18 protein-coding genes are annotated in these 18,113 nt (G+C 33.6%); 10 read left to right on the forward strand and 8 right to left on the reverse strand.

Annotated features, from left to right (window positions below; genetic code table 11):
* Positions 1 to 60 precede the first annotated feature (60 nt).
* A complete protein-coding gene (locus ACQ5J2_RS15015; protein WP_432671277.1) occupies positions 61 to 1,410 on the reverse strand; it encodes a DEAD/DEAH box helicase in 1,350 nt (449 codons plus the stop codon).
* A 232-nt stretch (positions 1,411 to 1,642) separates the two neighbouring features.
* A complete protein-coding gene (locus ACQ5J2_RS15020; protein WP_432671278.1) occupies positions 1,643 to 2,257 on the reverse strand; it encodes an NUDIX hydrolase in 615 nt (204 codons plus the stop codon).
* A 7-nt stretch (positions 2,258 to 2,264) separates the two neighbouring features.
* Between ACQ5J2_RS15020 and pyrE the strand changes: the two genes are divergently transcribed.
* The gene (pyrE, locus tag ACQ5J2_RS15025) at positions 2,265 to 2,924 is read left to right on the forward strand and encodes an orotate phosphoribosyltransferase (protein ID WP_432671279.1); all 660 of its coding nucleotides are present in this window, start codon (positions 2,265 to 2,267) and stop codon (positions 2,922 to 2,924) included.
* A gap of 5 nt (positions 2,925 to 2,929) precedes the next feature.
* Complete coding sequence (locus ACQ5J2_RS15030) at positions 2,930 to 3,322, forward strand: SRPBCC family protein (protein WP_432671280.1); 393 nt, start codon at positions 2,930 to 2,932, stop codon at positions 3,320 to 3,322.
* Positions 3,323 to 3,362: 40 nt separating this feature from the next.
* Here the strand turns inward: ACQ5J2_RS15030 and ACQ5J2_RS15035 are convergent, their stop codons facing one another.
* Positions 3,363 to 4,094 (reverse strand): biotin--[acetyl-CoA-carboxylase] ligase, encoded by a 732-nt coding sequence (locus ACQ5J2_RS15035; RefSeq protein ID WP_432671281.1) that lies wholly within the window; start codon positions 4,092 to 4,094, stop codon positions 3,363 to 3,365.
* A 93-nt stretch (positions 4,095 to 4,187) separates the two neighbouring features.
* Between ACQ5J2_RS15035 and rsfS the strand changes: the two genes are divergently transcribed.
* From rsfS to ACQ5J2_RS15070, 7 genes are all read left to right on the forward strand, one after another.
* Positions 4,188 to 4,559, forward strand: coding sequence for a ribosome silencing factor (gene rsfS / locus ACQ5J2_RS15040; protein WP_432671282.1), 372 nt, complete (start codon positions 4,188 to 4,190; stop codon positions 4,557 to 4,559).
* Positions 4,560 to 4,562: 3 nt separating this feature from the next.
* Positions 4,563 to 6,494 carry an ATP-dependent zinc metalloprotease FtsH gene (gene ftsH / locus ACQ5J2_RS15045; protein ID WP_432671283.1) on the forward strand — a complete coding sequence of 644 codons (1,932 nt, stop codon included), beginning with the start codon at positions 4,563 to 4,565 and terminating at the stop codon, positions 6,492 to 6,494.
* Between the two features lie 113 nt (positions 6,495 to 6,607).
* On the forward strand, positions 6,608 to 7,207 hold the full coding sequence (locus tag ACQ5J2_RS15050) for a lactate utilization protein B/C (protein WP_432671284.1): 600 nt from the start codon (positions 6,608 to 6,610) through the stop codon (positions 7,205 to 7,207).
* A gap of 1 nt (position 7,208) precedes the next feature.
* Positions 7,209 to 8,039, forward strand: a complete 831-nt coding sequence (locus ACQ5J2_RS15055; RefSeq protein WP_432671285.1) for a phosphatidate cytidylyltransferase — start codon at positions 7,209 to 7,211, stop codon at positions 8,037 to 8,039.
* A gap of 3 nt (positions 8,040 to 8,042) precedes the next feature.
* Positions 8,043 to 8,708 (forward strand): phosphatidylserine decarboxylase family protein, encoded by a 666-nt coding sequence (locus ACQ5J2_RS15060; RefSeq protein ID WP_432671286.1) that lies wholly within the window; start codon positions 8,043 to 8,045, stop codon positions 8,706 to 8,708.
* On the forward strand, positions 8,709 to 8,978 hold the full coding sequence (locus ACQ5J2_RS15065) for an acyl-CoA-binding protein (RefSeq protein WP_432671287.1): 270 nt from the start codon (positions 8,709 to 8,711) through the stop codon (positions 8,976 to 8,978). It abuts the gene before it with no gap.
* Positions 8,978 to 9,769 (forward strand): superoxide dismutase, encoded by a 792-nt coding sequence (locus ACQ5J2_RS15070; protein WP_432671288.1) that lies wholly within the window; start codon positions 8,978 to 8,980, stop codon positions 9,767 to 9,769. The genes ACQ5J2_RS15065 and ACQ5J2_RS15070 overlap by 1 nt, the downstream gene beginning before the upstream one ends.
* Before the next feature lie 52 nt (positions 9,770 to 9,821).
* Here the strand turns inward: ACQ5J2_RS15070 and ACQ5J2_RS15075 are convergent, their stop codons facing one another.
* Positions 9,822 to 12,455 (reverse strand): valine--tRNA ligase, encoded by a 2,634-nt coding sequence (locus ACQ5J2_RS15075; RefSeq protein ID WP_432671289.1) that lies wholly within the window; start codon positions 12,453 to 12,455, stop codon positions 9,822 to 9,824.
* 292 nt (positions 12,456 to 12,747) lie between these two features.
* Between ACQ5J2_RS15075 and ACQ5J2_RS15080 the strand changes: the two genes are divergently transcribed.
* Entirely contained in the window at positions 12,748 to 13,179 is a 432-nt protein-coding gene (locus ACQ5J2_RS15080) for a DUF1573 domain-containing protein (RefSeq protein ID WP_432671290.1), read from the forward strand.
* A 60-nt stretch (positions 13,180 to 13,239) separates the two neighbouring features.
* Here the strand turns inward: ACQ5J2_RS15080 and ACQ5J2_RS15085 are convergent, their stop codons facing one another.
* From ACQ5J2_RS15085 to ACQ5J2_RS15100, 4 genes are all read right to left on the reverse strand, one after another.
* On the reverse strand, positions 13,240 to 14,049 hold the full coding sequence (locus ACQ5J2_RS15085) for an OmpA family protein (protein WP_432671291.1): 810 nt from the start codon (positions 14,047 to 14,049) through the stop codon (positions 13,240 to 13,242).
* Between the two features lie 39 nt (positions 14,050 to 14,088).
* Positions 14,089 to 14,979 (reverse strand): OmpA family protein, encoded by an 891-nt coding sequence (locus tag ACQ5J2_RS15090; RefSeq protein ID WP_432671292.1) that lies wholly within the window; start codon positions 14,977 to 14,979, stop codon positions 14,089 to 14,091.
* 103 nt (positions 14,980 to 15,082) lie between these two features.
* A complete protein-coding gene (locus ACQ5J2_RS15095; protein ID WP_432671293.1) occupies positions 15,083 to 17,272 on the reverse strand; it encodes a glutamine synthetase III in 2,190 nt (729 codons plus the stop codon).
* A gap of 244 nt (positions 17,273 to 17,516) precedes the next feature.
* A complete protein-coding gene (locus ACQ5J2_RS15100) occupies positions 17,517 to 18,053 on the reverse strand; it encodes a hypothetical protein (RefSeq protein ID WP_432671294.1) in 537 nt (178 codons plus the stop codon).
* Between the last annotated feature and the right edge of the window lie 60 nt (positions 18,054 to 18,113).

The following is an 18,113-nucleotide window of genomic DNA, read 5'->3' on the forward strand; positions in this document are numbered from 1 at the left end:
ATAACTATAAACTGAACACTGAAAACTTTTTTACTGAAAACTGCGACTGAAAACTGCAAACTACTTCTCCTCTTCCTTCTTAATCACATTCCTCGCTACTTCAATCTTAAACTTTTTGCCTTTCATCTTTTCGTCTTTAATGTTATGCAAAAGGTCTTTTACTTTATTGAATTTCACAGCGGCAAACGATACAAAATCTTTGACTTCAATAAGTCCCAAATCGTCTTTTTCTAATTTTCCTTTTTGAGAGAAAAACCCAACAATGTCAAACTTATTCAACTTGGTTTTCTTTCCACCCGAAATGTAAACCGTTTGGAATTTTGGTGGTTGCGGTAGGTTTTTATTCTCTTTAACATTCAAAACAGGCATTTTATAATCGATAAAATCCATTTGTTTGTCGTTTTCGTGAAAAAGCACATAAGCCGTTCCTGAGGCTAACATTCGGGCTGTTCGACCGTTTCGGTGCGTGAATTCGTCTTCTTTTAAAGGCAAATGATAATGAATAACGTGTTTCATTTCGGGAATATCCAGTCCACGAGCCGCTAAATCGGTTGTGATTAAATAATTGATACTTCCGTTTCTAAATTGAATTAAAGCACGTTCGCGTTCCTCTTGGTCCATTCCACCGTGATAATAAGTAGCGTAAATGCCTCTTTTATTCAGTGTTTCCGAAATACGTTCAGCAGCATCTCTGTGGTTGCAAAAAACCAAAGCAGCTTCCGATTTCAATCCGCAAATCAATTGAAATAAAGTATTCACTTTATCTTTTTCTGTCGATTGAACTAATTTAACACTCAAATTAGAGTCGTTATCTTCCGGTTTGATAAAATCTAAAACCGTAGGATTAACCACCCTTGTATAACGTGGAATCTCAATATCAGCAGTTGCCGAAACTAAAATTCTTTTATTTAAGTTAGTAAGTTTTCCAATTATGAAAGACATTTCATCGTGAAATCCCAATTGAAGCGATTTATCAAATTCATCTAAAATTAAGGTTTGAATTTTGTCTAAACGGAAAGTTCCACGTTCGATATGGTCGGCAATTCGTCCTGGCGTTCCAATTAAAACCGCTGGAGGTGAACTTAAATTTTTAATTTCTGTATCGATAGAATGACCACCATAACAAACATTTACTTTGTAATTGGTTCCCATTTTTTTCCAAACTTGCTCAATTTGCAATCCCAATTCTCTCGAAGGAACGATAATCAAACATTGAACCGATTGGATTTCGGGCAACAACATTTCGAAAATAGGCACTAAAAAAGCAACTGTTTTTCCAGAACCCGTAGGCGACAAAAGCAAGACATTATTTTCCTCAAGAATAGCTTCTTGAGCAGCGATTTGCATTTCATTAAATTGGTCAAAACCTAAATTTAAAAGCAAATTATTGGAAGGTACATTTTTATTCATGCGGCAAAGATACGTTGATTCTGCTTTTTGAACGAAAAAAATGTTTTTTTGATGACTTTCTTCGCAAATTCAAATTTCACCAATGAGTCTAATTATATTTAGGTACTGTATAAAAAATTTCTCTCGCAAAGTCGCAAAGCCTGCATCACTTGCTTTGCATCTTTGCGACTTTGCGAGATTTAAAAATATAAAGTGAATGAGAAAAGAAAAAATTAGCGAGAAATAAGCTCATTTAGGAAGCTTTATCATCAGAAATTAGCTCTTCATCAAAAAGCAATTTAATATTTTCATACGAGTTTTTCAGTGCTTCTTTAATTTCTTCTGGGTTGAGCCACGCTACTTTTTCGATTCCCTCTTCGGCTTGTCCTTCTGGAATTCCGTCAAAAGAAGTTCGCATTTCAAACCAATGCGTTATTTTCAATTTCAACGTTCCATTCCTTTTAAAGATATGATAGGTTTTTTGAAGTTTCTCAACAATTTCTAAATTTCCTACCCCAGTTTCCTCCTCTACTTCCCGCATTGCAGTGTCTTCGATGGCTTCTCCTTTCTCGGTTCCTCCTTTTGGTAAATCCCATTTTCCATTTCGAAAAATGAACAAAACTTCATTTTTAGCGTTGTAAACGAGTCCACCTCCAGCCTTCTGAACAGGAATTTTCGTTTTTAACGTTTTCATAATCTCCTTCTCATCAGGATGGTAGAGATATGCTTTCTGAATTTTATTTTGAAATATTTTTACAATAACCTGTTTAATATCAGCGCTTTCAAGTAAGAAAAGCTGAAAATCGGTCTCTTTAACAATTTCATTAGTTAAAAAAAGAGGTTTGTCGTTCACAAAAACTTTATACATTTGTAGTATGATTTTTAATAAAGATACAGCCAGCAAAACAGCCGAATTGCTTTTACAAATAAACGCAATTAAATTAAATCCAGGAAATCCTTTTATATGGGCTTCGGGATGGAAATCGCCTATTTATTGTGACAATAGGATAACACTCTCATTTCCACCAATCAGAAATTATCTGAAAGATGAATTTGCGAAAAATATTGAGAAAAAATTTGGAAAACCAGATGTAATTGCAGGAGTTGCTACAGGTGCCATTGGTATCGGGTTGCTTGTTGCAGAAGTACTGGCATTGCCATTTGTGTACGTTCGACCAGAAGCTAAAAAGCATGGAAGACTCAATCAAATTGAAGGTTTTTTACAAAAAGGGCAGAATGTAGTTGTCATTGAAGACTTAATAAGTACTGGAAACAGTAGCTTAATGGCGGTTGAAGCGCTTCGTGCAGCAGGTGCTAATGTCAAGGGAATGGCGGCCATTTTTAGCTACGGTTTTGATGTTGCCAATGAGAATTTTCAAAAAGCAAATGTCGACTTATTCACTTTAAGCAACTATGAAAACTTATTGACTTTGGCTGTAGCCAAAAAATATATTACCGAGGAAGAAGAAAAAACATTACAAGAATGGCGTGTAAGTCCGTCGACTTGGGGCGTTGAATCACAATCTATAAAATAAAGACTATGAATTTAGAAAGTCAAAAAGTTACTGTTGAAAAATCTGCAGAGCACTTATTCAATGAGTTGAACGACGTAAAGAATTTTGAAAAATTAATGCCGGACAATATTGCGAAATTTGAAGTTTTGGATGAAAATGCATTTATTTTCGGTTTAAAGGGAATGCCTGAAATTAAATTAAAGATGAAGGAAAAAATTCCTTTTTCGAAAGTGATTTTAGGTGCAGCATCTGATAAGTTGCCTTTTACATTAACAGCTAATTTACAATCACTTTCAGAAAATTCGACGGAAGTACATTTGCATTTTGAAGGCGAATTTAATGCTATGATGGCAATGATGATAAAAGGTCCAATTGGAAAATTCATCGAAACCTTGGCAAATAATATGCACAAATTATAAAACTACTTTTAGCCCGATACTCTTTTATCGGGCTATTTTTTTAAAACAACATTTTCAATTCCTTAATATTAAAATGCTGTAGAGAATCATCTTCCCTCATAACTTCTAATTGCCCGTTTGTTAATACTTGCTTGATAATTCCCATAAATTTTTTTCCTTTCGCATTTTCAAAAGCAGACGGAATATCTTTTTTATAGAGAAATTGATGGTATTTTTGCCATAAAAAAGAGCCCTTATTTTCTTTCATTATCTCTAGATTTATTTTTAATTGATTGACAATTTTTGTTAAAAGTTCGTTGCAGTCAAAAAATTGTCCTGAAACTAGACATAGTGAGGAAGCTTGCGGTAAGTTGTCGTAGTTTTTTTGGTTTACATTCAATCCAATACCGACAATGGATTGGATGTCGTTTACGTTTTTTATGGCATTTTCAATTAGAATGCCACCAAGTTTCTTATTGGCTGACATAATGTCGTTAGGCCATTTAATTTTTAATTCCGGAATGTTTTCTTTTTTTAAGACCTCAAGTATTGCTAATGCTACCGCAATATTTAAACTATAGATTGATTCGACATTGTGCAAAACGTCAACCAACAACACGCTAAATGTTAGATTTTTACCGGGTTCTGAAGACCAACTTGACCCCATCTGCCCTCTACCTTTCATCTGATTTTGTGAAGAAACTATCGTATAATTTTCAAGACGTTCAGCCGTAGCTAACTGTTTTAGAAAATCATTTGTTGAATCTGTGGCATCGAGTTTGATTAATTTCATAAAATAAAAGTAAAAATAGAATTTAATGTTGTGTTAAGGTTCAAAAATAATGACATTTTTTGATAACTTTGCCAATCAGACAAAAAAATATAAATGACAAAGAAAGTAGTGAATAATGATGTTTTATTAGCAAACATTATCAAGGGAATAGAAGAAGTTAAAGGTAGTAATATCGATATTTTAGATTTAAGAGAAATAGATAATTCAGCTACGGATTATTTTGTAATATGCAATGGTTCTTCGAATACGCAAGTAAATGCGATTGTAAATTCAATTCAAAAAACAGTTTCTAAAGAGTTAAAGGATAAACCTTGGCACGTGGAGGGTTCCGAAAATGCCGAATGGGTTTTGATGGATTACGTAAATATTGTAGTTCATGTATTTCAAACGCACATTCGAGAGTATTATAACATTGAAAGTCTTTGGGGTGACGCTAAAATAACCTCTATCCAAAACAAATTTTAAGAAATGGCAAAAGATAAAAATCCAAATCCAAAGAAAATAAAAATTGGTCCTTGGTTGATTCCCGGTGCGTTAATCGTATTTTTTATTGTTTTTACCTTTTTAAGTGGCGATTCTGGTTTGTCAAAACCGGTCGAACTTTCATCTAGTAAATTCAATGTTTTATTAGAAAAAGGTGTTATCGAAAAAGTTATCGTTTACAATAAAACGGAAGCTGAAGTATTTTTGACAGAAGAAGCACTTAAAGATAAAGAGTACGAAAAATTAGCTAAAAATGTTTTAGACCAACCCAATAAAGGCCCTCATTATGTTTTTGACCCTGGAAACGAGGAAATTTTTCAGAAAAAATTAGAAGCAGCAGTTGCTGAAAATAAATTAAAGGATTATAAGTTTGAATCTCGTAGCAATTGGGGAGATATTCTAGGAATGTTTCTTCCGTTTATTATTATCATTGCTATTTGGATATTCATCATGAGAAGAATGTCTGGTGGAGCAGGCGGAGGTGGTGGTGGCCAACTATTCAACATTGGTAAATCAAAAGCTAAGTTGTTCGACGAAAAAACGGATATCAAGACTACATTTAAGGATGTTGCGGGTTTAGAAGGTGCAAAAGAAGAAATTCAAGAAATTGTTGAGTTTCTAAAAAATCCTGAAAAATACACCAATCTTGGTGGTAAAATCCCAAAAGGTGCTTTACTAGTTGGACCTCCAGGAACGGGAAAAACATTATTGGCTAAAGCTGTAGCTGGTGAAGCACAAGTTCCATTCTTCTCACTTTCAGGTTCTGATTTTGTTGAAATGTTTGTTGGTGTAGGAGCTTCAAGGGTTCGTGATTTATTCAAACAAGCTAAAGAAAAATCTCCAGCTATTATTTTTATTGATGAAATTGACGCTGTAGGACGTGCTCGTGGAAAAAACAACATGTCAGGCGGAAACGACGAACGTGAAAATACACTGAACCAGTTGCTTACTGAAATGGATGGTTTTGGAACAAATTCTAATGTAATTGTTTTGGCAGCTACAAATAGAGCCGACGTTCTAGATAAAGCATTAATGAGAGCCGGTCGTTTTGACAGACAAATTTTTGTTGATTTACCAGATATTCGTGAAAGAAGAGAAATTTTTGAAGTCCATTTAAAGCCATTGAAAAAGGTTGAAGGTTTAGATACTGAATTTTTAGCAAAACAAACTCCTGGCTTTTCGGGCGCTGATATTGCTAATGTTTGTAACGAAGCAGCTTTAGTTGCGGCAAGAAAAGATAAAACCGCTGTAGATAAACAAGACTTTCTTGACGCTGTTGACCGAATTGTTGGTGGACTTGAGAAGAAAAATAAAATTATCACTCCAGACGAAAAAAGAGCAATTGCTATTCATGAAGCGGGACATGCAACTGTTAGTTGGATGTTAGAACATGCAGCACCTCTTGTTAAGGTAACAATTGTTCCTCGTGGACAAAGTTTAGGAGCGGCTTGGTACTTACCAGAAGAACGTCTTATCGTTCGAACGGACCAAATGCTTGACGAAATGTGTGCTACAATGGGTGGTCGTGCCGCTGAAAAGGTAACATTTAACCGAATTTCAACTGGAGCTTTAAGCGATTTAGAGAAGGTCACCAAACAAGCTAGAGCTATGGTTACCGTCTACGGATTGAATGAAAAGTTAGGAAACGTAACTTATTATGATTCTGGCGGGCAAAATGAGTATGGTTTCACAAAACCTTATTCTGATGAAACGGCAAAAATAATTGATCAAGAGATTTCTGCATTAATTGAAAGTCAGTACATAAGAGCGATTCAGATCTTAGAGGAAAACAAAGATAAGTTGAACCAACTTGCCGATATTTTGATTGATAAAGAAGTTATTTTTAAGGATGATTTGGAAACAATTTTTGGTAAGCGAAAATTTGACCCCATTTTCCAAGAAGAAACGACAGTATAAAATACACTAAATACTGATTTTGTTGAAAAAATCTTAACTCAAAATTTTTTTGAGTTAAGATTTTTTTATCTTTGAGCGATTTCTATATTATAATTTTAGCATTCAAAACTACTATGAGTCTTTTTAAAAAATTTTTTGGGTCTTCCAATGATTCTTCAGACGACGAGAAAGATAGCGAGCACAATGTATCTTCGGTTGATAATACTCCTATCGATGAATTATTCACACTAAATTTTAAAAAAAATGGAGGTAAATTTTTATACTGTGAAAATCTGAACGAGGTGAAAACGTTGTTCGAAGATATTTTGACTGAAAATGATTGGTTTGAAAGCGACGTGATGTGTTACGAGCCTAAATTGTATAGTTTGTTAGATGAAAATAAATTAAATTATGGGTCTACTGCAAATCCAAAATTTATTTTAGCAAGTTGTGAATGTTTGATAGCTGATGAAGGTTCAATTTTATTTTCTTCAAATCAAATTAAGCAGCACAAACCGCATGAGCTGCCGGCAAACATTGTAATTGTAGCAACTACAAGTCAAATAAAGGAGAGTAAAAGCGATGCGATGAGTTATGTTACTAAACATTACAATAAAAATTACCCTACAAATATTACAACCATAAAATATTTTGAAAAAGCAAAAGTGGAAGATTTTTTAAGTTACGGAAGTGCTGCGAAAAATTTATATTTACTGCTATTAGAAGACTTATAGCATGAATGAAACTTTAAAAAGAGCAATATCTGGCGCTGTTTATATTGTGCTTCTGATTTTTTCAATCTCCTACTCTACGGAAAGCTATTTCCTTCTTTTTGGAGTTTTTTTATTAATTGCCGTTTATGAATTTTGCGAACTGGTTCATATTAATAAAATTATTCCTTTAACTGTAGCGTTTTTACTTTACGGAAGTGTTACGTATTTGGAAAGCCAAAAGGTACATTTGTCAAAAAACTTTGATTACACCTTGCTAGGTGCTACTTTACTGATTTCTTTTCGTTGTATGTATTTCCTTTTTGACAATAAACAGTTCAAAATAGAAACGATTTCAAAATATTTGTATCTTCTTGGCTACATTATTTTGCCTTTTATAATTATTACCAAAATACCGTTTGGTCTCAAAGGCTACAATCCTAAAATTATTATCGGAATATTTATTTTGATTTGGACTAACGACACTTTCGCCTATATTGTTGGAAAATCAATTGGAAAACATAAATTATACGAGAAAATTTCACCAAAGAAAACGATTGAAGGATTTCTAGGCGGAATCGTATTCGCTATGATTGCAAGTCATTTCATCGCCACATATTATATTGAAGGAAAAGAAATTGCACAATTTATATGGCTTGGTTTTGCATTAATAGTTGGAATTTTTGGAACAATTGGCGACTTAATTGAATCTAAATTCAAGCGTGTTGCCAATGTAAAAGACAGCGGAGCGATAATGCCTGGTCACGGAGGTGTTTTAGATCGATTAGATAGTGTTATATTTGTAGCACCATTCATATTTTTATTTTATCAACTTTTACCATTTATTAAATTTTAAACTATGTTACATTTTCATAAAGAAGGAGCCGTTAGTATTATATTGGCATCGTTAGTCAGTGTTGCGATTATCTTTGCTGCAGACTATTTTCTAAAAGATCATTATTGGATTATGAAAGGAGTACAAGTACTTGCTTTAATTTTGCTGATTATTATTTTACAATTTTTCAGAAACCCAAATCGATCTATAAACGCTTTAGGGCATACTATTGTTGCTCCAGTAGACGGTAAAGTTGTTGTAATTGAAGAAGTGATGGAAAATGAATATTTTAAAGACAAGAGACTTCAAGTTTCAATTTTCATGTCACCCATAAATGTTCATGTTACTAGGTATCCTATGTCTGGAAAAGTTAATTTTAGCAAATACCATCCTGGAAAATTCTTAGTAGCTTGGCATCCAAAAGCGAGTGAGGAAAATGAGCGAACTACAATTGTAATTCAAAATGAAGTATACGGAGAAGTTTTGTATCGTCAAATTGCAGGAGCTTTGGCCAAACGTATTGTCAATTATGCAAAAGAAGGCGAAGTAGTGGTACAAGGAGATGATGCTGGATTTATTAAATTTGGATCAAGAGTTGACCTTTTTTTACCTTTAGGCACAAAATTGAATGTAAAATTGAATGATAAAGTAAAAGGTAATCAATCGATACTTGTTGGAGAAATTGTTTAAATGACTGAAAAAGATTTAAATATTCGTTTTGAAAACGCCGTAGCTCTTGCAGAAGAAATGACGCAGGCTTCCTTGCCACAAGATGTGCAATTAAGGCTTTACGCCAATTACAAGCAGGCGACATTTGGAACAATTCAATCACTCAATTCTAGCTTTGACCTTAGAGATGCTTTTAAAACAAATGCTTGGATGCAAATTAGCCATTTGACTTCGGACGAAGCAAAAGAGAATTATATCGAAATTATAAATTCTATTGTAAATACAAAATAATGAAAAATGTGCGAATTGCTTTATCCATTTTCTCAGTAGTTTTAATTTTTACTTCTTGCAATGAAAAAAAATTAACGGAAGTTCAGGTTCCTCTGCCTGAAGAAGAAGTAACAACTATTCAATTGGGTAATCCAGCAGATATAATAGCTAATGAAGGAGCATTCAAAATGATGCCACTTCCCTACTCTTACGATGCTTTAGAACCTTATATTGATGCTAAAACGATGGAAACGCATTATTCCAAACATCATTTAGGTTACATTAATAAACTTAATGAAATTGTTTCTGGCACAACATTGGAAACATTAACAATTGAAGAAATACTAAAATCACTCGATTTAGAAAACAAAACTTTACGAAATAACGCTGGTGGATACTACAATCACAATTTGTATTTATCTAATTTAAGTTCAAAGGGTGGTGGCGAACCCACAGGTTCCTTACATGCGGCAATCGTTAAAGATTTTGGCTCCTTTTCTGATTTCAAAAAACAGTTGGCCGAAACTGCCAATAAACAATTTGGATCCGGTTGGGCATGGTTAGTCACTGATAAAACAGGAAAATTAACTACTGTAGGAACTGCCAATCAAGACAACCCATTAATGCCAAATATTGGTGTAACAGGAACGCCTTTATTGGCATTGGATGTTTGGGAACACGCTTATTATCTGAAATATCAGAACAAACGAAACAATTATGTGGAAGCTTTTTTCAATGTGATAAATTGGAAAATAGTTGAAAAAAGGTACGACGAATCACTCAAGAAAAATCAACCAATTAAAGTTCAATAAAGACAAAAAAAAATCCCATATTGGGATTTTTTTTTGCTAAGAATATAATGTATTATTTCAAATTTGCGAGGCTTTGCTCGATTGTTGCAATCTTCGCTAAAGCATCTGCTTGTTTTTTACGCTCCATTTCTAATACTTTTTCAGGAGCTCCGTTTACAAATTTTTCATTCGATAACTTCCCTTCTACTGATTTTAGAAATCCTTTGGTATATATTAATTCCTCTGTCAATTTAGCAATTTCAGCTGCAATATCAATATTTCCGGAAATAGGAATAAAGTATTCGTTTGATTTTACTCTGAATGATAACGCGCCTTCTACTTGGTCTGACACATATTCAAAATAACTAATATTTCCTAATTTAGAAATTACAGAATCAAAATGCACACTCATTTTTTCATTATTTATGGCTTTTAACTCAATAGCATCTTTAAATGCAATATTTTTGTCCTTACGAATCGTTCTAACTCCAGAAATTACTTCTACAGCATTATCAAAATCAGCAATTATAGTTGAGTCAAATGACTTTAAAACTGGCCATTCCGAAACAATTAATGCTTCTTCAGGAGTTCGTTCTGCAATTAAATGCCAAATTTCCTCTGTCAAGAACGGCATAAATGGATGCAACAATTTCATGTTGTGTTCCATCATTTCGATTGCTTTATCGAAAGTTGCTTTGTCAATAGGTTGCTGGTAAGCCGGTTTAATCATTTCTAAAAACCACGAACAGAAATCGTCCCACACCAATTTATAAGTCGCCATCAAAGCGTCAGAAATGCGGTATTTCTCAAAATTATCTTCAATTTCAGCCAGGGTTTGTTGCAACTTCGCTTCGTACCATTCAATCGCTACTTTTGAAGATTCCGGTTGTGGAATCGTTTCAGAAACTTCCCAACCTTTGATTAATTTGAAAGCATTCCAAATCTTGTTTGAAAATCCTTTTCCTTGGTTGCACAATTCTTCGTCAAACATAATATCGTTTCCTGCAGAAGCACTTAAAAGCAAACCTACACGAACGCCATCGGCTCCAAATTTTTCAATCAATTCCAATGGATCTGGAGAATTTCCAAGAGATTTCGACATTTTTCGACGTTGTTTATCCCGAACTAAACCGGTCAGATATACATTATTAAAAGGTTTTTCACCTGTATATTCATATCCTGCAATAATCATTCGCGCTACCCAGAAAAACAAAATATCTGGACCGGTTACTAAATCATTTGTTGGATAATAGTATTTGAAATCTTCATTTTTTGGGTCTAAAATTCCACCAAAAACAGCCATTGGCCATAACCAAGACGAAAACCAAGTGTCTAAAGCGTCGACGTCTTGTTTCAAGTTTGCAGAAGTCAGATTTGAGTTTCCAGTTTTCTCTTTAGCTAAAGCCAAAGCATCTTCAATGTTTTCTGCAACTACGAAATCTTCTTTTCCATCGCCATAAAAATAGGCGGGAATCTGTTGACCCCACCAAAGTTGTCGTGAAATATTCCAATCGCGAATGTTTTCCAACCAATGACGGTAGGTATTTTCGAACTTCTTCGGATACAGTTTAATTTCATCGGTTTCTAAAACTGCTTTGATGGCTGGTTTAACCAAGTCTTCCATTTTCAAAAACCATTGATCTGATAATCTTGGTTCAATTACGGCTTTTGTTCGTTCAGAAGTTCCCACTTTATTCAAGTGGATTTCGGTTTTTACTAAACTTCCATTCTCTTTTAATTCTTTTTCAATAGCAGTTCGAACTGCAAAACGGTCTTGACCTTGGTAATGCAAACCGAAACTATTTAACGATGCATCGTCATTAAAAATATCGATAACTTCCAAATTGTGTTTGTCACCCAACATTTTGTCATTTACATCGTGAGCTGGCGTAACTTTTAGACAGCCTGTTCCAAATTCGATGTCTACATATTCGTCTTCGATAATTGGAATAACTCGTCCAGCAATTGGAACAACAGCTTTTTTTCCTTTTAAATGTAAAAAACGATCATCATCAGGATTGATACAAATCGCGGTATCACCAAAAATAGTTTCTGGTCGCGTAGTTGCAATCGTTAGAAAATCTTCACTTCCTTCGATTTTATATTTTAGGAAATACAATTTTCCGTTTTGTTCTTCGTAATTTACTTCTTCGTCAGATAAAGTTGTTTTTGCTTCTGGATCCCAATTTACCATTCTATAACCGCGGTAAATCATACCCTTGTTGTATAAATCAACGAATGATTTAATTACAGAAGCTGACATATCTTCGTCCATCGTGAACTTTGTACGTTCCCAATCGCAGGAACAACCAAGCTGTTTTAACTGCTCAAGAATAGTTCCTCCGTATTTATCTGTCCAATCGTAAGCATGTTTTAAAAATTGTTCACGTGTTAAATCTGCTTTATTGATTCCTTCACTTTTAAGCTTCGCTACGACTTTAGCTTCTGTGGCAATTGAAGCGTGATCTGTTCCAGGAACCCAACATGCATTAAAACCTTTTAATCGAGCACGACGAATTAATACATCTTGAATCGTGTTATTCAACATATGTCCCATGTGTAAAACTCCCGTCACGTTTGGTGGAGGAATTACAATGGTGTACGGTGTTCTGTGGTCTGGAGTGGAATGAAAATAATTATTTTTCATCCAGTAATCATACCATTTTTGCTCGATATTTTTTGCGTCAAATTGTGCAGGAATAGTCATATTGTATAAGGCGTTGTAACGTATTAATTTTATTTATAAGTTGCTCAAAATGGAAAAAAACGTAGCCCCGATAGAAGTGGAAATCCTCCCGATTTTTCATCGGGAGATTGTAACGAATAGCGGGAATAAGGATTGCTGAAAAAGCCCAAGCTTTTCGCTCCTAAAAAAATTGGCATCCTTTTTGAAAACAGTACAAAAGTAAATAATTAAAGGCGTTTAAAAAATTAAGAATTAATAATTTGTTCTTTAATTAAAAGAAGTTAATTTTACGAACACAATAAATTTAGAAAAAATGAGAAAATTATTACTTTTAGTAGCTTTTGTAGGTTTTAGCAGTGTAAGTTTTGGCCAAGCCAAAATTGAATTTATGGCGAAAGATAATACAATTGATTACGGAACGGTTTCTAAAGATTCTGATAGTGGAATGCGGACTTTTGAATTTAAAAATACAGGAAATCAACCGTTAATCATTACCAATGTACAGTCGACATGTGGTTGTACGGTTCCATCGAAGCCTACAGAGCCAATTATGCCGGGGAAAACTGGGAAAATTGATGTAAAATATAACATGGCTCCTGGTCCAATTCGTAAAACAATTACAGTTGAATCTAACGCTGTAAATTATGAAGGCGGAAGAGTTCCTTTGAAAATAAAGGGAGAAGTTATTGTAAAGCAAGAAGTTAACCCTCTTGAAAAATCAAAATCAATTATGGAAAAGAGATAATGTATCTTTTTTTATAAAATAGAAAAGTCGTTTCAGTATTTGAAGCGACTTTTTTTTATACTAATTTTCTATAATTTTTATTTCAACGCGACGGTTTTCCTCTTCTTCAAATGTGTTTTTTTCAGGAATTGGGTAAAGTGGTTGCGTCACTCCATAGCCTTTATAAGTCAAACGATTGTTATCAATATTATTTTGAATTAAGTATTTATAAATCGTTTGGGCTCTTTCGGTTGAAATGTGATCCATAGAATTCGATGGTTGACAACAGATATGTCCTTGAATTTCTATTATTAGCTTTGGATTTTCTTGCATTACATTCAATAAATCCAACAGAGCGTTTCTAGATTTTGGTACTATTCGCGACGAATTATTAAAAAAATTAATGTTTTTGAGTTTAATTTTGTCGCCTTTCTTGGTAACCTTGACTTGTTCTGACAAAGTGAATTCCTTGATTTCTATGGTTTTATCGGACTTTTTTTCTGATTCTGTTACTGAAATCGTATTTGAAAAAATAATTTCAACTTTTCTATTTAGAGCCTGATTATCATCCTGAGTAAAATTTTTCCCAAAACCTTTGCTTATATAATTTGCATCCATTTGAATTTTGTGTGCTGTCAGATACTCAAAAACCGTCTGAACACGCTTAAGCGACAGCGTATCATTGTATTCATTCGTGCCTTTCCAATCGCAAAATCCATGGATTTTCAGCACTTTATTATTGGGCTGTTGGATAATCCAATCGTTTAATTTTGTCAACGCGGTTGGATTCAACTCGAATTTATTAAAATCAAAATAGACTTCTAATTTCTCCTGTCCCAAACAAGAAAAAAAAGTAGCAAACAAGCAACAGAAAAGGACAAATTGTTTCATAAGGTGCAATTTAGTCTACTAAATTTAGTAAAAATAAAGCTAATTTTCAATAATAAGAATTTCTACTCTTCGGTTAGCGGCTCTTTCCTCTTCATTTTTTTCTGGTAACGGATAAAGCGGTTGTGTGCTTCCGAAACCTTGATATGTAATACGATTGCTTTCAATTCCTTGCCCTTTTAGAAATTCTTTAATTGCTTTTGCTCTTTGTGTTGAAAGTTTTTCTTTTGCGGAAGTACTACAGCAAATATGTCCTTGAACTTCTATTTTTAACTGCGGATTCTGCATCATTACTAGCAAAAGTTCGTAGAGTTTACCACGGGAATCGTTCATAATTGCAAATGTATTCCACTGAAAATTAAGATTATCTAACTGCAATTTTTCACCTGATTTGGCTTTAGTAACTTTTTGCATAAAATCAACATCTAAATTGAATTCAGAAATAGTTCCATTTGGATCTTGCACTTGAAAAGTATCAGGGTATCTAATTTCAGACTTGTGTTTTACAACTACTTCTTCCTTTATTCCGAGAATTTCATTTTCCCGAGCCAAATCTTTTTCTAAAATATAATAAATATCAACACGCCTGTTTTTAGATTTATCTTGCTTCTGCAAATGATTTTCGCCAAAACTTCTTGACTTAAAATCAGATCTAATTGCTATTTTATTTACCACCAATTCGCTAATAAAATCTACTCTCTTTTGTGCCAAACTATCATTCAATTCATACGAACCATCTTTGTCCGTAAAGCCGTTGATTGCAACAATTTTGACTTTAGGATTAATTGAAATCCAATGATTTAGACTTTTATTTTCTGCTAGTGACAATGCTGATTTATTGGTGTCAAAATAAACCGAAAACTGTTCTTGAGCTAAAGTAATTTGGCTTGAAAAGAGCAGAATAAAAAGCAACAATTGGATTTTTTTGAACATAAGTGAAAGTATAAGTAGTATAACGAATTTAGTAAAATATTATTATAAAAAAAACCTGAAAACGTTTAATTTTCAGGTCTTTCTGTTTTGTTTTATTGAAACACTATCTAGTAAAAAGTAATTCGCGGTATTTTGAAATTGGCCAAATTTCGTCATCAACCAATAATTCTAATTTATCGCAATAGTTTCTGATATCTTCAAAATAGGGTTTTACTTTGTCGCAATACATTTCAGCCATTTCCTGCGGATTTTCAATCAAATTACAAGCTTTTCTTTGGTCAATCATTGCGGCAACATTACTGTTGATTCCCTCAATATTTTTAGAAATTTTCTTAATCAAAATTATTTGCTCTTTTGCAATGCTTTCAAATTCAGTTCCAAAAATTTCTTTCAAACCTTTCACGTTTTCAATCAAAGTGTTTTGATATTTTATCGCTGTTGGAATGATATGGTTTCGAGCAATATCTCCTAAAACTCTTGCTTCAATTTGAATTTTTTTAGTGTATTCTTCCAACTCAATTTCGTAGCGAGCTTCCACTTCTATGTGATTCATGATATTTAAATCACCAAAAAGTTTGATTACTTTTGGGTCAATTTTTGCTTTTAAAGCTACTGGAGTGGTTTTAGAATTACTCAAACCGCGTCCTACCGCTTCTACTTCCCATTCGTCACTGTATCCGTCTCCTTCAAACAAAATTGTTTTAGAATCTTTGATATATTCACGTAAAACATTGAAAATGGCTTCGTCCTTTTTTAATTTTTTACCATCTATCAAAGCATCTACAGACTTTTTAAAGTCTATCAATTGCTTGGCAACAATTGCATTTAAAGTGGTCATTGCATTGGCACAATTTGCTGAAGAACCTACTGCTCTAAACTCCCATTTATTACCTGTAAAAGCAAAAGGAGAAGTTCTGTTTCTATCCGTATTATCCAAAAGAACATCTGGAATTTTCCCTACAACGTTCAATTTTAAATCGGTTTTTTCTTCAGGAGATAGTTTTCCGTCCGAAACACTTTCTAAATTATTCAGCACTTTTGTCAACTGTTCACCAATAAAAACAGAAATAATTGCTGGAGGTGCTTCATTAGCTCCTAAACGATGGTCGTTTCCTGCTGTTGCAATTGTAGCTCTTAACAGCTCTTCATTGTCATTTACTGCCTTAATTGTATTGATAAAAAACGATAAAAACTGCAAATTACTCATTGGCGTTTTTCCAGGACTTAACAAATTAATTCCTGTATCTGTAGCCAAAGACCAATTGTTGTGTTTTCCTGAACCATTTACTCCTTTAAAAGGTTTTTCGTGGAAAAGAACTTTAAAATGGTGACGTTCTGCCACTTTTTGCATCACATCCATCAATAAAGAGTTATGGTCAACCGCTAAATTTGTTTCTTCAAAAATAGGTGCCAATTCAAATTGGCTTGGAGCCACTTCATTGTGACGCGTCTTTACTGGAATACCAAGATACATACATTCTTGTTCAAGTTCTCTCATATAATTCAAAGCCCTTGTTGGAATTGAACCAAAATAATGGTCGTCTAATTGTTGTCCTTTTGCAGAAGTATGTCCCAAAAGTGTTCGACCTGTCATTAATATATCCGGTCTGGAATTTGCTAAAGCTCTATCAATTAGAAAATATTCTTGTTCCCAACCTAAAGTTGCTGTAACTTTTTTTACATTTTTATCAAAATATCTACAAACATCGGTTGCGGCATCGTCAATTGCATTTAAAGCTCTCAACAACGGAGTTTTGTAATCTAAAGCTTCACCCGTATAGGAAATGAAAACCGTTGGAATACACAAAGTTGTCCCGTAAATAAATGCCGGAGAAGTTGGATCCCAAGCTGTATAACCTCTAGCTTCAAATGTATTTCTGATTCCTCCATTTGGAAATGAAGAAGCATCTGGTTCTTGTTGAACCAATTGAGCTCCGCCAAATTTTTCAAACGATTCAAGACCGTCATACGATGTTTCAAAAAAGGCATCGTGTTTTTCGGCTGTAGTACCTGTTAACGGTTGAAACCAGTGGGTATAATGTGTCACTCCTTTTGAAAGCGCCCATTCTTTCATTCCCATTGCGATATAATCTGCTAGATTTCTGTCAATTTTTTTACCGTATTGTATGGCATCTTGAACACCTTTGTAGGCATCTGAAGTTAAAAATTGCTTCATTGAAGCCTGATTAAAAACATTCTTACCGAAAACGTTCGATTTTCTGTCTGATTCTTCAAATTCGATTGGCTTTCTATTGGAAGCATCGTGTAAGGCTTGGAAACGTAATGTTGACATAAAAATTTACAATTAAATTGATACTGAGGTTAAAACTGAGTACAAATATATTTTATTTTTTAATGCAAAATTAATTATACCCTATTTTTTTTAGGGGTATAAAATAAAAATAGTCGTTTTAATCAGAAAAACAGGGCATTTATCAACGAAAATAATTTCATACCCTGTGTTTAAATCAATAGACAAATAAAAAAAGAGAAACAACAAATAGTCATTTCTCTTTTTAAAAATCTAAAACTGGAAATTATTTTTTATTCAAAACAGTGATATTTGTCTCATCGATGTTAAACGCTTTTACAACGGCACTGTAATCGTTAAAGTCTAAATTATTTCCTTTAGAGAAATAACCCGGCACAATCACAATTCTGAACGTTTGGTTTTGAATGAACTGAGGTGTTGAAGCAAGATTATAAGTTCCACCTGCATAAATTGTAAAATCTACAGCACTAAAATCAAAGTCATAATCCAACTCTCCTTCATTCAAAAATAGAGTTCTTGGAATCAACTGCCAAATGGGAGTTTGTGCATTTATTGTCCCCGACATACGGTAAATCAGGATAACATCAGAATCGAATATTACAGGGTTCAATTCTTGAAAAATAGTGTATTCATTATTTTGATTGAGTTGAAAATTTACATTTTGCAATTCAAAGACTTCACTGATAGTATCTCCATCACCTACACCTGGCAAGCCTTGTGGTCCACGAGGTCCAGTGTCGCCATCGCAACTTGATAATGTAGTCAATCCAATTACTGCGAAAAATAGTATTATACGTTTCATAGTTTATTTTTTTTTATGATTAATGCTGTTAAATATATTTCAAAAATCAAACCAAAAAAA

The organism is Flavobacterium sp. SM2513 (assembly GCF_050908145.1).
GTDB lineage: Bacteria > Bacteroidota > Bacteroidia > Flavobacteriales > Flavobacteriaceae > Flavobacterium.